Source organism: Kitasatospora sp. NPDC089509 (assembly GCF_044749365.1).
GTDB lineage: Bacteria > Actinomycetota > Actinomycetes > Streptomycetales > Streptomycetaceae > Kitasatospora.
Map to the genome: position 1 here is coordinate 107,227 of NZ_JBIVHS010000024.1, position 14,223 is coordinate 121,449.

Here is a 14,223-nt window from a genome sequence, read left to right on the forward strand (position 1 = left end):
GCACCCGACGCAGCCACGCGACACACAGAGAGGCACACGGACGGCCATGCACACCATGACCCTGTCAGCCGGCGACATCGCGGCGATCACCCCGCTCATCGACCGGGTGCTGACCGACTACGACTCCATCGAGGACCCCGGGCTCGCCCGGATCGCACCCCTCATCGCCCATGAACTGCCGTGCTCCGTCCGGACGTTCCTGGCCGAGTTCCGGCTGGACGAGCCCTCCGGAGCCTGCGTCCTCTCCGGCTTCCCGGTCGACGACGAACGGATCGGCGACACCCCCGCGCACTGGCGCCGCTCGGCGAACGCACGGCTGTCGCCCACGCTGCGCCAGGAGGTGTTCTTCCTCCTGTGCGCCAGCCTGCTCGGCGACCTGTTCGCCTGGTCGACCCAGCAGGACGGCCTGCTGATGCACGACGTCATGCCGATCAGGGGCCACGAACAGGAGCAGCTCGGCTCCGGCAGCGAACAGGTGCTCTGGTGGCACACCGAGGACGCCTTCCACCCCTTCAAGGGCGACTACGTCGCGCTGATGTGCCTGCGCAACCCCGACGCCGTGGCCACCACCCTCGCCGACGCCGCCCGGATCCGCTGGGCCGACCTCGACCTCGACACCCTGTTCGCCCCGAAGTACACGATCCGGCCGGACGAGTCGCACCTGCCCAAGAACCGGGGCGACGACCAGGACGAGGACCCGGCGCGCGCGGCCCTGGTCGACGCCGGCTACCGGCGCATCACCGCCCTCAACGAGAACCCGCCGCCGGTGCCGCTGCTGACCGGCGACCGCAACGCGCCGTACATGTGCCTCGACCCGTACTTCATGGCCGTGGACGACCTCGAACCGGCCGCCCGGAAGGCTTTCGAATCCATGGTCGAGGCGATCGACGCCGCCGTGCAGGACGTCGTGCTGCGCCCCGGCGACTGCATCTTCATCGACAACCTGCGGGCCGTGCACGGCCGCAACCCCTTCCACGCGCGCTTCGACGGCAAGGACCGCTGGCTCAAGCGGCTCAACATCTCGCGCGACCTGCGGCGTTCCCGCGAAGCCCGGCTCTCCAGCTCGCACCGGGTGATCTTCTGAGATGACGACGTTCCTGCGACTGTGGGCCGGCCAGTCGGTCTCGCTGGTCGGTTCCGCGCTCACCAGCTTCGCGCTGGGCGTGTGGGTGTACCAGCAGACCGGCTCGGTCACCGGACTTGGCCTAGTCTACCTGCTGGTCTTCCTGCCCGCCATCGTGGTCTCACCGTTCACCGGGGCCCTGGCCGACCGGCTCGACCGGCGGGTGCCGCTGATCGCCGCCGCCGTCGGCGGGATCCTCCTCACCCTGGCCCTGGCCGCGCTCGCGGCCACCGACCAGCTCCGCCCGTGGCACGTGTACGTCACCACCGCGGTCAGCTCGGTCCTGGGCGCACTGCAGCTGCCCGCCTTCGGCGCCACCGTCGGCCTGCTCGTCCCACAGCGGCACCTGGGCCGCGCCAACGGACTGGTGATGCTCGCCCAGTCCGTCGCCCAGATCATCGGCCCGCTGGCCGGCGGGCTGCTGATCGGCGCACTCGGACTGCGGACGCTGATCCTCGCGGACTGCGCGAGCTTCGTGTTCGCACTGGCCTCCGTGCTCTCCGTCCGCATCCCCCGACCGCCGCAGCGCCCGGCCGCTGACCAGGACGAGGAGGAGCCGGCCGGCCTGCTGTCGGCGGGCGCGCAGAGCCGGCGCTGGATCGCCGCCCGGCCCGGCCTGGTCGCGCTGCTGGCCTTCTACGCCGTGCTGAACTTCGCCGTCGGCTTCGTCGACGTCCTGATCACCCCCCTGGTGCTCGGCTTCGCCGGTACCGACGGGCTGGGCACGGTACTCGCGGTCGGTGGGACCGGCATGGTGGTGGGCAGCGTGCTGATGAGCCTGTGGGGCGGGCCGCGCCGCCGCGTGCACGGCGTGCTGGGGTTCTCCGCTCTGCTCGGTGCGGCGCTGACCGTCGGCGCGCTGCGGGCTTCGGTGGTGTGGGTCGCCGCCGCGGCGTTCGGCTTCCTGTTCTGCTCGGCCCTGATCAACGCCGGCAACCGCAGCCTCTGGCAGGCCAAGGTCGACCCGGAGCTCCAGGGGCGGGTGATCGCCCTGGAGAACATGGTCGCGACCATCCCGCTGCCGCTCGCCTACCTGCTGGCCGGGCCGGTCACCGACCACGTCATGGCCCCGCTGGTGTCCGGCGGGGGCGGGGTGGCCCGACTGGCGGCCGCGCTGGTCGGCGACCGGCCCAGTGCGCCGATGGCCGCGCTGCTGCTGCTCTGCGGGCTGGTCGTGGTCGCCGCCTCGGGCGCCGGCTACCTGCACCCGCGGCTGCGCCGCGTCGACACCGAACTGCCCGACGCCCTGCCGGCGCCCGCCGACCCGGCCCCGCCGCACCCGCGGGCCGGGCAGGCGTCCGGGCGGGCCTGAACACCGGGATCCGCACCACGGGCCCCGAACGACGAACGAACGGACGTGCCGCGATGACCGACCAGAGCGCACCGAGCGACCGGAGCGCGCCGACCGACCGTCACCTGGTACCGCTGGACGGCACCGCCTGGGCCCTCTGGCAGGACGTCGCCCTGCGCAGCGCCGGCTTCCCCGCCGACGAGCTGGACCGGCTCTGCGACCGCGAGCTCGCCTCGGCCGCCGACCGCGTGGGCGAGACGCCCGAGGGCGGCGGTCACTACCGGCAGGTGTACCTGGAGGCCACCGAGCGGCTGGGCGCGGCGATCCGGCACACCGCCGCCCAGCCCGCCTTCCGCGAGGCCGTCACCTGGCAGAACCCGAGCCTCGTCCCGGTCTGCCTGGACAAGGCGGCGCGGGGCGAACCGCGCAACTTCCGCGGCCGCAGCCACGAACTGACCATCGCCCGCTACCTCCAGCGCTACACCCAGAAGAACGAGACGGTCGGCTTCTTCGGCCCGGTCGGCTGGGCGCGACTGGACCGGACCGTCCCCGGGCTCACCATCGCCCCCGGACCGCGGCTGCTGCGCCGGCGCACGACGTACTTCGAGGTCTGGGCCGTCGACGCGCTGGCCACGGCCCTCGGCGCCCGCGACGACGTCCAGCCCTGGCTGCGGCCGCGGCTCGGCCCCTCCTGCGGGCTCGCGGGCCGGGTGCTGCGGCTGCCGCTGCGTAAGCCGATCCGGCTGCCCGTGCCGGAGGCCCGGCTGCTGCGGCTGTGCGACGGCGTCCGGACCCTGCGGGAGGTGCTCGCGCTGGCAGGCCGCCCCGAGATCCTGGGCGACAAGGCCACCGCCCACGCGGCGCTGCTGCGGCTGCGGCAGCTGGGAGCGGTGGAGCTGAACCTGCTCGGCCCGGTGCACGCGTGGCCCGAACGGCTGCTGCGGGAGCGGCTGGAGGCGATCGGCGACCCGGTGACCCGCGCCTCGGCCCTGGCGCCGCTGGACGAGCTGATCGCAGCAAGGGATGCCGTCGACGGGGCGGCCGGGGACCCGGAGAAGCTGATGGCGGCGACCGACGCGCTGCGGGAGGCGTTCGTCCGGCACACCGGCGTCGCCGCCGAACGCCGGCCCGGCCAGACCTACGCCGGACGCACTCTGGTCTACCAGGACACCGTGCGCGACGTGCGGGTCCGGCTCGGCAGGCAGGTGCTGGAGGCGGCCGCCGCCCCCCTGGGACTGGTGCTCGACAGCGCGCGCTGGCTGACCGCCCGGGTGGCCGACCGCTACCACGAGCTGTTCCGGGGGCTGTTCACCGCCGCCCGGGCCCGCGCCGGGACGGCGGACGAGGGCGGCGCGGTGCCGCTGCCCCGGCTGCTGGCGGAGGCCACCCCCGAGCTGCTGACCGCCACCCCCCGCGAGTTGCCGCCGCTGGTCGCCGGGGTCGTCGCCGACTTCCAGCAGCGCTGGCGGGACCTGCTGCGGGTGCCGGACGGCGTCCGGCACCACCGGGTGGCGGTCGAAGCGGTCGCGCGGGAGGCCGCCGCCCTCTTCCCGCCCGACTCGGCCCGCTGGGCCAACGCCGTCCAGCACTCACCGGACCTGATGATCGCCGCCGCGGACGCCGGGGCGGTCGACCGCGGTGACTTCCTGCTCGTCCTCGGGGAGCTCCACCTCGCGGTCAACACCCTGGAGAGCCGGATGTTCGTCGAGCAGCACGACGAGCCCGAACGGCTGCTGGCCGCGGCCGCGGCGGACGCCCGGGGCCGGCGCGTCTACGCCGTGCCGCGGCGCGGCTCCGCCTTCGTCACCTCCCGGCTGTCACCCCCGTCGGCCCTGCTGTCGCCGGAGTTCACCTACTGGTGCGCCGGAGAGGCCGCGGTCGACCCGCCGGTCGCCCCGCTGGCCGGTGCCGATCTGGACGTGCTCCTCGACGGTGCGCGCCTGGTGGTGCGGGTGCGCGGTCAGGAACGCGGCTTCGACCTGCTGGAGGTGATCGGCGAGCTGCTGACGGCGAGCGTCGCCAACGCCTTCCGCCCGCTGCGCACCGCACCGCACCGCCCCCGCATCACCCTGGACCGGCTGGTCCTGTGCCGAGAGTCCTGGACGGTGGACCCGGCGGAGGCCGAGTGGGCGTCCCGCAAGGACGAGGGCGAGCGCTTCGCCGCCGCCCGGGCCTGGGCCGCCCGGTACGGCGTCCCCGAGCGCGTCTTCGTCAAGCTGCCGGTCGAACTCAAGCCCGTGCTGGTCGACTTCGGCTCGCTGCCGCTGGTGAACCTGCTCGCCAAGGGCATCCGTCGCACCGTCGAGGAAGCTCCCGGCGCCACCGTCACGCTCACCGAGGCTATGCCCGACAACGGCGGGTGCTGGCTGCCCGACGCCCGGGGCCGGCGCTACACCAGCGAACTGCGCATGGTCGCCGTCGACCGGCAGCCCGCCACCACCCCCGACCGGCAGCCCGCCACCACCCCCGACCGGAGCGCCGGATGAAGCCCGTAGGCAAGGCCCTGAACGTCCTCTCCGCAGCCGTCGCCGCCGCGCTGCTGCTGTCGTTCCTGGCCCTCGGCGCCGGGCCGCTGCCCGCCCTCGGCACCGCCCTGGACCCGGGCGCGGGGGTCTGGAACGCCGCCGCCGACGCCCGGCCCGTGCGCACCGAGGCCCTGCACCTGCCAGGGCTGCACGGCCCGGTGACGGTCTCCTTCGACGCCGCCGGGGTGCCCGTCGTCCACGCCGGCTCCGACGAGGACGGGTTCACCGCCCAGGGGTACCTGCACGCGAAGTTCCGGGTCACCCAGCTGGACCTGGAACGCCGGATGGCCCAGGGGCGGCTCGCCGAACTGACCGGCCCGGCAGCGGTGGAGAGCGACACCTTCCAGCTGCAGAGCGGCCTGCTGCGCACGGCCCGGGCCGAGTGGGCCACCACCTCGCCCGACAGCCCCGCCGGACGCGCGCTGACCGCCTACAGCCGGGGCGTCAACGCCCAACTGGAGGAGCGCCGCCGGAACGGCGACTGGCCCGCCGTGTTCGCCCTGGCCGGAGTCCACCCCGCCGACTGGACACCGGTGGACAGCCTCTCCGTGCAGGCCCTGCTGACCCAGAACATGAGCTACGGCACCAGCCCGCTGGCGTACGCGCTGCTGCGCGACTCGCTCGGCGAACGGCGGACGATGGACTGGTTCCCGGTACTGCCGGGCAACGACCAACGACCGTACGACACCGGCCCGTACCGCTCGCTCGGTCTGGACCCGCTGCCCGCGGCGGGCAACGCCAACGCGGCGGTCCCCGTCGAAGCCTCGCCCCCCGTCGATGCCTCGCCCCCCGCCGACGCGAGCTCCCCGGCCGCCCCGCCGTCGGCCGCCACCTCGGCGGCCTCCGCTCCGACGGCCTCCGCTCCGACGGCCGCCGCCGCGTCGGTCACCGCGGCGGCGGACATCCTCGGGCGGTTCCAGCGCCTGCCCGCCACCGGCATCGACGTGTACTCCCACAGCAACGCCTGGGCCGCCAACGGCCCCGCGGTGGCGGGCGCCAGATCGATCCTGGCCGGTGACCCGCACCTGCAACTGACCTTGCCGTCCTTCTGGTACCAGATGGCGCTGTCCTCGCCCGGGACCACCGTGACCGGCGCGAGCCTGGTCGCCCTGCCCGGCATCCTGATCGGCCGCAACGCCCACCTCTCCTGGACGATGACGGACGTGCAGAACCAGTCGACGCTGTTCTACGTCGAACGGACCGACCCGCAGCGCCCCGGCGAGTACTACTGGCAGGGAGCGTGGCGCCGGATGGAACAGGTGCACTACACCATCCCGGTCCGCGGCGGCAGTCCGGTGCCGCTCACCGTCGACCTGACGGTCCACGGGCCGGTGATGAACCAGGCCGGGCAGACCACCTCGGTGTCCTGGATGGGCAACTACCCCTCCGCCTCGCTCGCGGCGGTCCTCGCCATCAACAAGGCGGCGGGCCAGGACGGCTTCCGCTCGGCCCTGGCCGGCTGGCGGGCACCCACGCTCAACTTCACCTACGCCGACGACCAGGGCAACATCGGGGTCCAGGCCGCAGGGTACTTCCCGCAGGTCAAGGCCGGGCAGCCGTGGTTCCCGCTGCCCGGCACGGGGGAGTACGACATCGCCGGCACCATCCCGGTGGCCGCGCTGCCCCAGGTGCACAACCCCGCCGGGCACGTGGTGGCCACGGCGAACCAGCGCCCCGTCACCGGTGACTACCCGTACTACGTCGGCACCACGATGGCCGCCTACGACGCCGGATACCGCGCCCAGCGGATCTACCATGTGCTGGAGGGGCGCAGCGCGCCGCTGACCGCCGACGACTTCGCCGCGCTGCAGGGCGACGTCACCGACCCGCTCGCCGCCCGATCGGTGCCCGCCCTGCGCACCGCCCTGCAGGGTGTCGCGCTCGACCGGGTGCAGCAGAAGGCGCTGGACCAACTGACCGGCTGGGACCACCGGATGACCACCTCCGCGGCCGGCGCCACCATCTGGTGGACTTTCTGGAGCGACTACCTGTCGGTGGTCTTCCAGCCCTGGTGGGACGCGGCCAAGGTGCCGGTCGACAAGGACAGTCCGAAGCTGGACATCACCCCGACGCGGGCGAGCCTGGACCAGGACCTCCAGGCCTGGACCCTGCACGATCCCGGCAACCCGGCCTTCACCCCGCCCGGCGGACCGCCGGGCGACGCCCCCACCGCCATGCGCACCGCCTTCACCCGGGCGGTCACCGAACTGACCGCGAAACTCGGCGACGACCCCGCCACGTGGGGGTGGGGGCGCGTACACACCCGGGAGATCCCCTCGATGCTCGACGTCTCCGCCCTGGGGGAGGGACCGACCCCGGCCGACGGGGACCGGTTCACCGTGAACGCCGCCGAGGGCGGCCTGAACTCCTCGTTCGGGCCCAGCTGGCGGATGGTCGTCGCCTGGACCGGGGACGGACAGGCGGACGCCCGCGCGATCTACCCCGGCGGGCAGAGCGAGAACCCGGAGTCACCCTGGTACCGCACGTTCGGCGCGGACTGGTGGAACGGGCGGCTGCGCCCCCTGCGGACGGCCGAGGACGGCGCCCCGTCCGTCGCGGTGTGGACCCTGGAGGAGGAACGGTGAGGGACGTGCGCCGAGCCGATCGGACGGACCCGACGGACCCGACGGACCCGACGGTCAGTGCTGCGCGACCGGCCGCGGAGCCCGCGCGGGACCGTCCCGGTGGGCGGTGGCGCCGGTACGCGGCGCTCACCGTCGGCGGCTTCGCGCCGGTGGCCCTCGCGACCGACGCCCAGTGGTGGTTCGCACCGTTCGTCGTCGGCCTCGGGCTGGGGCTGGTCACCGCCTGGCGGGGGAGCCCGATGCGGACCCGGTTGCGGACCGCGCTGCTGATCACCCTCCTCGCCACCACGGCGGGCTGGGCCCTGCCGCTGCTCCTGCGGGCGGCGGCGGGCGAGCCGGTGGTCGGCACCGCGCGCACCACGGCGGCGCTGGCCGGACTGCCGGCGCTGGGCTGGCTGCTGATCGCCGTGACGCTGCTGCTCGCTGCGCTGCAGGGTCTGACGGGCCTGTGGCTGGGGCGGGCCGCCGCCGGGTTGCGCCGGGTCTGGTAGAACGGGTCGGTGACTCAAACACCCTCCTTCGAAGACCTATTGGCCCTGATCGAGGAGCGCTCGGCAGCGCTGGGCGAGGCGGTCGCCGGAACGCCGGATCCCGACGTCCCAGTGCCCGGCTGCCCGGACTGGTCACTGCGGCAGCTGGTCGAACACCTCACCGAGGTCCAGCACTTCTGGTCCGTCGCGGTGACCGCCGGACCGGGCGCGGAGCCGCCCGCGGACTCCGCGCCGCCGGCGCGGCTGACCGAGGCCACCGGCGCCCTGGTCGCCGCCCTGCGCAAGTCCGGCCCGGATACCGGGTGCTGGGCCTGGTGGGAGCCCAGCGCGGCGCCCCGCACGGCGGCCGCGGTGGCCCGCCACCAGGTCCACGAGGCCGCCGTGCACGCCTTCGATGCCCAGCTGGCCGTCGGCGGTCCGCAGCCGGTCCCCGCCGCGGTGGCCATTGACGGCATCGCCGAGTTCATCGCGGTGACCCACGGGTCCAGCGGCGCCTGGCCGCACCCCGCCGCCCGGGTCGGGCTGCACACTGCCGAGGGGCCGTCCTGGGTGCTGGAACTCGGCCACAGGGGCGCCCGCCCGGTCGACAACGGGGCGACCACCGACGCCGCCCTGCATGCTCCGGCGAGCGACCTGCTACTCGCCCTGTACGCCCGCCTCCCGGGGGAGAGCCTGCGGGTGGAGGGCGACCGGGCGCTGCTGCGCCGCTTCCTCGACTGGCCCTCCCTGGACTGAACCAGGGGACCGGGAGCTCACCGCCCGATTGTGAGGCCGCAAAGAGCGCTCCACAGCGAAAGGGCCTCGGGCAGGCATCGGTTCCGAGACGCGAATTCGCCTGAACGGGCTCGGCCGAACAGGGGCGGAAGAGCCGCCCGTCAGGCGACCGGCCCAGCACCGCGCGCGCTCCGCGAACCGGCCTGGTGAGCTGTGCCCGGAGCCTGCCACCCGCCCGGCCTCCCCGCCGCCCGAAGGAGACCCCCGTGCACGGGTGAGGGAGAAGTGGTAGTCCGCCAGGAGGTGCCGGTGGGGGACGTGGTGCTGCGGCTGAGCGCCGAACAGGCGACCGGCCTCGGCCTCGCACAGGGCCATCCGTACGAGATCACCTGCACCATCCACGACGCTGACGGCCATGCTGTGACCTTCCCCGGCGCCGTCTCCCACACCATCTCCGCCCACTGGCTGAACACCCCCGGCGAACGTCCGCAGCCTCACCCGGACACGGTCCTGTTCCACCGTGCGACGGTGTGCCGCGACGCGGACCGGATGACCGGACCCCAGATCGACCGGGCCGCACACCGGGCACTGGAACAGCTGCGCCGCCTTCGGGACCTGGCCCTGATGGACCGGAGCTTCGACTGGCCGGCGCGCACGGCCGAGGTCGACCACCGCGAGTGGGAACGGATCGCCGGCCTGGTCCGCGAGGAGGGACTGGACGCCTACGACCCGCGCGCCGACCCGGATGCCGTCGAGCACCCGCCGCGGGCTCGCTTCGACGGGCAATGACAGCCACGGTGGGCGGCAGGGAAGGCGTCTCAGCTTCGGCAGGCTGGCGAGACAAGCCATGACAGGCCGGCTGGGAGGGTGCAGGCGGGGGATACGTCCCGGGGTCACCCTGGCCGCCCGGCCGGCGGATCGACGACCGAGCGGGCGAGCTCGCCGGACTCGGCCCTGGTGAGCCGCCTGACTCGAAACAGCAGGCGGACACACCGCTGCCCCGGGGATGGCTTTGTTCACGAGCTCCGGGTTCTGGCACAGACCGTGGGGAGCCGTCGCGGAGCGTTACCCCGATGTTCGATTGTGAGGAGACGGGTTCGCGTGAGACCGCGTACGCCTTTGTCATCCGCGAACTGAATTGACGATCCATCAGGTATCTGCTGGCCGCTGCTGAGGGCGGCTGTGGACGGTGATGGTGGTGGTCATGCAGACCGATGCACCGTTCTGGGACTCGCTGGTGTTCGCCGGGATCGACGAGGTGGATGTCGAGTCGGTCACGGCCGCGTTCGGCACGGTCGAGGTGGTGGCCAGAGGCCGCGCGGCCGGGGCTGGATGTCCGGACTGCGGTCGCTTCTCGGACCGGGTCCACGACCGATATCAGCGCAGGCTGAAGGACCTTCCGCTCGCTGAGCAGGACTTCTGATCCGGCTGACGGTCCGGCGCTTCATCTGCGGGTCGGCGGACTGCCCACGCCGGACGTTCGCCGAGCCGTTCTCCCAGCTGGCCGCCCCGCACGCACGATTCACCACCCGGCTCAACCACGCCCTGCAGCGAGTGGGGCTCGCGCTGGCCGGGCGGGCCGGAGCCCGGCTGGCTGCCCATCTGGGCTTCGGCCCGGGACGGATGACCTTGTTACGCAGGGTCATGACATTGCCCGATCCGAAGTTCAGCACACCGCGCGTGCTGGGCGTGGACGACTTTGCGATCCGTCGCGGCCAGACCTACTCACCAGCGTCGAAGACCATCGCGTGGTCGACGTGCTCCCAACCCGCGAGGCCGGGCCTCTGGCCGCGTGGCTGGACCACCACCCTGGCGTGGAGATCATCTGCCGGGACTGGGCGGGCGCCTACGCCGAGGGCGCCCGCCGCGGTGCCCCCAACGCTCTGTAGGTCGTCGACCGGTTCCATCTGTGGCAGGGCCTAGAGATCGTCTTCAAAGATCAGGTCCAGAGCAGGATTGAGGCGATGGTGACGGCGGCTTGGTAGGACTCGCGGGTCTTGTCGTAGCGGGTGGCCAGACCGCGCCATTGCTTCAAGCGGTTGAAGCAGCGTTCGACGACGTTGCGAAACCGGTAGATGCGCCGGTCGAAGCCGGGTGGCCGGCCTCCGCGCGAGCCGCGGTTCAGGCGTCCGAGTGCCTGGTCGACGCGTTCGGGGATGGTGTGCCGGATGCCGCGTCTGCGCAGGTAGTCGCGGATCTTGCGGGAGCTGTAGCCCTAATAGGCATCAAGGCCGGAGCTTCCCGACCTTGGCAGGGGCCGGGCGAGACGTCTGATCTGTAAGCCGTGCTTCGAGCGCTTCGACAAGAGCGACGCGTGCGCGGCCCCTGCCACTCGGGGCTGGGCCGCCGTAGCGTGCCGTGGTTCGAGCCGTTCCCAGGGCCACCTCTTGATCAGCCGGAGCCGTGGAGCTCTTCACGAGAGCGAGGACCCTGAGATCAGCGGGGGCCACGGACGGCTGATGGGGTGGTGCGCCGGCGAGCGCTTCTATTAGGTCGCCGAGTGGTCCTGCCGCGGCTCGACGCCGACGGACACCGGAGCATCGAAAAGAGGCGCGCATGCACGTGACCTGCGGGATCGACTGGGCCGAAGACCATCATGATGTGGCGGTGGTCGACTCTGAGGCCTGCCTGCTCGGCAAGCTGCGGATCAGTGACGACGCGGCGGGCTTCCAGGACCTGCTGCGGTTGCTCGCCGAGCACGGCGACACGCCCGACGATCCGATCCCGGTCGCGATCGAGACCTCTCGCGGGCTCCTGGTGGCCTGCCTGCGGGCCTCCGGACGCCGTGTCTTCGCGATCAACCCGATGGCCGTGGCCCGTTACCGCGACCGCCACGCCGTCTCCCGCAAGAAGTCCGACCACCAGGACGCCGTCGTCCTGGCGAACATCCTGCGGACCGACGCCGAGCTCCACCGCTCCCTGCCCAGCGACTCCGACCTGGTCAAGGCGATCGCCGTCCTCGCCAGAGCCCAGCAGGACGCGGTCTGGGACCGCACCCGGGCCCACAACCGCCTGCGCTCGCACCTGCGCGAGTACTACCCGGCGATCCTCGAAGCGTTCGCTGGCAAGCGCGAGCGGCTGCTGGCACGGGAGGCCCGCGCGATCCTGGCGATCGCGCCCACGCAGGCCGAGGTCGCCAAGATCCCCCGCACCAAGCTCAAGGCCGCCGTCGTGCGAGCCGGCCGCCAGCGCCGGATAGACGCCGAGACCGACCGCCTGCTCAAGGTGTTCCACCGGACCTGGCTCCGCCAGCCGGGGCTGGTGGAAACGGCGATGGGCCGCCAGACACTGGCCCTGCTCGCCCAACTCGAAGCGGCCTGCCAGGCCTGCGACGACCTGGCTGCCGCAACCGAGGAACTCTTCCTCCGGCATCCCGACGCGGAGATCATCACGAGCTTCCCGGGCCTGGCCGTGCTCACCGGCGCCCGGATGCTCGCCGAAATAGGCGACGACCGCACCCGGTTCGACACCGCCCGCGATCTGAAGGCCTACGCCGGAAGCGCCCCCGTGACGCGAGAGTCCGGCAAGAGCCGGCGCGTCAGCCACCGACGGATCAAGAACAGCCGCCTGGCCGCGACCGGTAGGCACTGGGCCTTCGCCGCACTCACCGCCTCACCCGGCGCCCACAACCACTACAGCCGCCGACGAGAGACCGGCGACCGCTACCATGCGGCCCTCCGCCACCTGTTCAACCGCATGCTCGGGCAGCTCTACCACTGCCTGAGCAGCCGCCAAAAGTTCGACGAAGCAATCGCGTTCGCACCGCCGAAAACGCCGCCACTCGCCGTGGCCGCTTGACCCGATAGCTGCATGGGGTGTCTTGTCGGCGGCCAGGCTGTCGGGCGACTTGCGGGGCCTGCCCGGACCGGTCCGGGGAACACGGATCTTCTCCAGCACCGGCACGAGCTGTGTGCAGTCCGCCCGCTGCCCCGGTGTGACGACCAGGGACAGCGGGCGGCAGCGGCCGTCCGCGCTCAGGTGGACCTTGGTGGTGAACCCGCCCCGCGAGCGCCCGAGGCCCTCGCCTCCTTCACCACCTCCGCCAGGCAGGCGACGAGGCTCCGCCACGGCGTCTCGCCCTGGTGTTCCCCGGACCCAGCCCCCTTTGGCCCGAGCACCGGCGGCGGATCGGTCCGAGCACCGGCCGCGTGCTGGTGGGCCCGCACGATCGTGGAGTCCACCGAGATGTCCCAGTCGATGTCCCCGGCCGTGTCCGCCGCGGCCTGGACCTGCTGGAGCAGACGCTCCCAGGTCCCATCGGCCGACCACAGCCGATGGCGCTCGTAGACCGTCTTCCACGGACCGAACCGCTCCGGCAGATCCCGCCACTGAACACCGGTCCGCACCCGGTGCAGGATCCCGTCGATCACCTGTCGGTGATCTCGCCACCTGCCACAACGCCTATTGCTGACCGGCAGGAACGGCCGCAGCCGCTCCCACTCCGCATCCGACAGATCACCGCGCTCTACCCGCCCCATGCCCGGGCCAACGACCAAAGCAGGCGATAGTCACATGATCGGCCGGACAATTCCTAGGCGACGGCCTGGCTGCCCACGGTTGGGACTCCGCTCCCGGCCTGGTCTCCGTCGGCCACCTGCACCGCCTGTTCACCCGGGACTCCCACGGCCCCGGAGCAGTGGAACCCGGTGTCGACCCGGCACATCAGCCGGGCCATCGGCTCGCCCGCAACCTCTGCGACGAGCCGGAACGGCCCGCCGGATGAACCGACGGACCGTCACGAACGATCGAGGCTAGCTCAGGTAGAACTGCTGGAAACCGGCGTACTGGCCGCTCTGGTCCTGGCACCCGAAGTGCCGCAGGCCGTAGTTGCTGTCATCGATGCACAGGCCCGTAGCCACGTTCCGAAGGACCACGGAGCCGTTGGGCTGCGCATACAGGTAGAACTGCTGGAAGTTGGCGTATTGGCCATTCGGGTCCTGGCATCCGAAGTGCCGCAGGCCGTAGTTGCTGTCGTCGATGCACAGGCCCGTAGCCGCGCTGTGCAGGGACCAGGTCTGACCATTGTTGGACACTACGGTGAACCGCTGGAAAGCAGCGTACTGGCCGTTCTGGTCCTGGCATCCGAAGTGGCGCAGGCCGTAGTTGCTGTCGTCGATGCACAGGCCCGTAGCCGCGCTGCGCAGGACCAGGGTGCCGTTGGGCGCATTGAGCCGTGGGTGCTGGCCGCTGATCTGCGTTGAGGTCGTACTGGCCGTTGCGGTGCCGGCTCCGGCGAACGCGAGGGCCGGCAGGGTGACGGCCGCAGCCACTGTACGGGCGATGCGACCCAGTGTCCTTGTGGCGATGTTCAACGTACCCCCTGTAGTGGTCAGACATGGTGTCACCGCCTGTCCCCGCGACAGTGAAGTGGTTCGGACAGCCCGTCCTTCACACTGTTCACGATGAGCAGGACATCCATGCCGGGTGGAAGTTCCTTGCATTGCAAAGGCGTTGAAGCATCTCAGCAAAGCACGCGCCTACCGCTGGAGAGAAG

At 72.5% G+C, this 14,223-nt stretch carries 11 protein-coding genes and 2 pseudogenes; 10 read left to right on the forward strand and 3 right to left on the reverse strand.

All coding sequences use genetic code 11. The annotated features are described in order from the left end of the window. Window positions 1–55: 55 nt before the first annotated feature. From gntD to ACIP4P_RS35440, 9 genes are all read left to right on the forward strand, one after another. The gene (gntD, locus tag ACIP4P_RS35400; RefSeq protein WP_400925601.1) at window positions 56–1,084 is read left to right on the forward strand and encodes a guanitoxin biosynthesis L-enduracididine beta-hydroxylase GntD; all 1,029 of its coding nucleotides are present in this window, start codon (window positions 56–58) and stop codon (window positions 1,082–1,084) included. A gap of 1 nt (window position 1,085) precedes the next feature. Further along, entirely contained in the window at window positions 1,086–2,435 is a 1,350-nt protein-coding gene (locus tag ACIP4P_RS35405) for an MFS transporter (RefSeq protein WP_400925603.1), read from the forward strand. Window positions 2,436–2,488: 53 nt separating this feature from the next. Next, entirely contained in the window at window positions 2,489–4,900 is a 2,412-nt protein-coding gene (locus ACIP4P_RS35410; RefSeq protein WP_400925605.1) for a lantibiotic dehydratase, read from the forward strand. Continuing rightward, entirely contained in the window at window positions 4,897–7,524 is a 2,628-nt protein-coding gene (locus tag ACIP4P_RS35415) for a penicillin acylase family protein (RefSeq protein WP_400925607.1), read from the forward strand. Before ACIP4P_RS35410 ends, ACIP4P_RS35415 begins: the two co-directional genes overlap by 4 nt. 5 nt (window positions 7,525–7,529) lie before the next feature. After that, on the forward strand, window positions 7,530–8,015 hold the full coding sequence (locus tag ACIP4P_RS35420) for a hypothetical protein (RefSeq protein WP_400925609.1): 486 nt from the start codon (window positions 7,530–7,532) through the stop codon (window positions 8,013–8,015). A 9-nt stretch (window positions 8,016–8,024) separates the two neighbouring features. Beyond that, a complete protein-coding gene (locus ACIP4P_RS35425; protein ID WP_400925611.1) occupies window positions 8,025–8,750 on the forward strand; it encodes a maleylpyruvate isomerase family mycothiol-dependent enzyme in 726 nt (241 codons plus the stop codon). 264 nt (window positions 8,751–9,014) lie between these two features. Continuing rightward, window positions 9,015–9,518 carry a hypothetical protein gene (locus ACIP4P_RS35430; RefSeq protein WP_400925613.1) on the forward strand — a complete coding sequence of 168 codons (504 nt, stop codon included), beginning with the start codon at window positions 9,015–9,017 and terminating at the stop codon, window positions 9,516–9,518. 415 nt (window positions 9,519–9,933) lie between these two features. Next, entirely contained in the window at window positions 9,934–10,152 is a 219-nt protein-coding gene (locus tag ACIP4P_RS35435) for a transposase family protein (protein WP_400925615.1), read from the forward strand. 325 nt (window positions 10,153–10,477) lie between these two features. Next, window positions 10,478–10,618 (forward strand): hypothetical protein, encoded by a 141-nt coding sequence (locus ACIP4P_RS35440; protein WP_400925617.1) that lies wholly within the window; start codon window positions 10,478–10,480, stop codon window positions 10,616–10,618. A gap of 50 nt (window positions 10,619–10,668) precedes the next feature. On the opposite strand, the pseudogene ACIP4P_RS35445 reads toward ACIP4P_RS35440, so the two are convergent. Next, a pseudogene (locus tag ACIP4P_RS35445) lies at window positions 10,669–10,941 on the reverse strand (transposase); the annotation flags it as partial. 344 nt (window positions 10,942–11,285) lie between these two features. On the opposite strand from ACIP4P_RS35445, the gene ACIP4P_RS35450 reads away from it, so the two are divergent. Continuing rightward, entirely contained in the window at window positions 11,286–12,527 is a 1,242-nt protein-coding gene (locus tag ACIP4P_RS35450; RefSeq protein ID WP_400925619.1) for an IS110 family transposase, read from the forward strand. Window positions 12,528–12,548: 21 nt separating this feature from the next. Here the strand turns inward: ACIP4P_RS35450 and ACIP4P_RS35455 are convergent. After that, a pseudogene (locus ACIP4P_RS35455) lies at window positions 12,549–13,207 on the reverse strand (IS5 family transposase); the annotation flags it as partial. 273 nt (window positions 13,208–13,480) lie between these two features. Beyond that, complete coding sequence (locus ACIP4P_RS35460) at window positions 13,481–14,041, reverse strand: RICIN domain-containing protein (RefSeq protein WP_400925621.1); 561 nt, start codon at window positions 14,039–14,041, stop codon at window positions 13,481–13,483. Window positions 14,042–14,223 lie beyond the last annotated feature (182 nt).

What these genes read in the sequence shown, in the direction of transcription:
- gntD (WP_400925601.1), top strand. Translation starts at nt 56, where the DNA reads ATGACCCTGTCAGCCGGCGACATCGCGGCGATCACCCCGCTCATCGAC.
- ACIP4P_RS35405 (WP_400925603.1), top strand. Translation starts at nt 1,086, where the DNA reads ATGACGACGTTCCTGCGACTGTGGGCCGGCCAGTCGGTCTCGCTGGTC.
- ACIP4P_RS35410 (WP_400925605.1), top strand. Translation starts at nt 2,489, where the DNA reads ATGACCGACCAGAGCGCACCGAGCGACCGGAGCGCGCCGACCGACCGT.
- ACIP4P_RS35415 (WP_400925607.1), top strand. Translation starts at nt 4,897, where the DNA reads ATGAAGCCCGTAGGCAAGGCCCTGAACGTCCTCTCCGCAGCCGTCGCC.
- ACIP4P_RS35435 (WP_400925615.1), top strand. Translation starts at nt 9,934, where the DNA reads ATGCAGACCGATGCACCGTTCTGGGACTCGCTGGTGTTCGCCGGGATC.
- ACIP4P_RS35450 (WP_400925619.1), top strand. Translation starts at nt 11,286, where the DNA reads ATGCACGTGACCTGCGGGATCGACTGGGCCGAAGACCATCATGATGTG.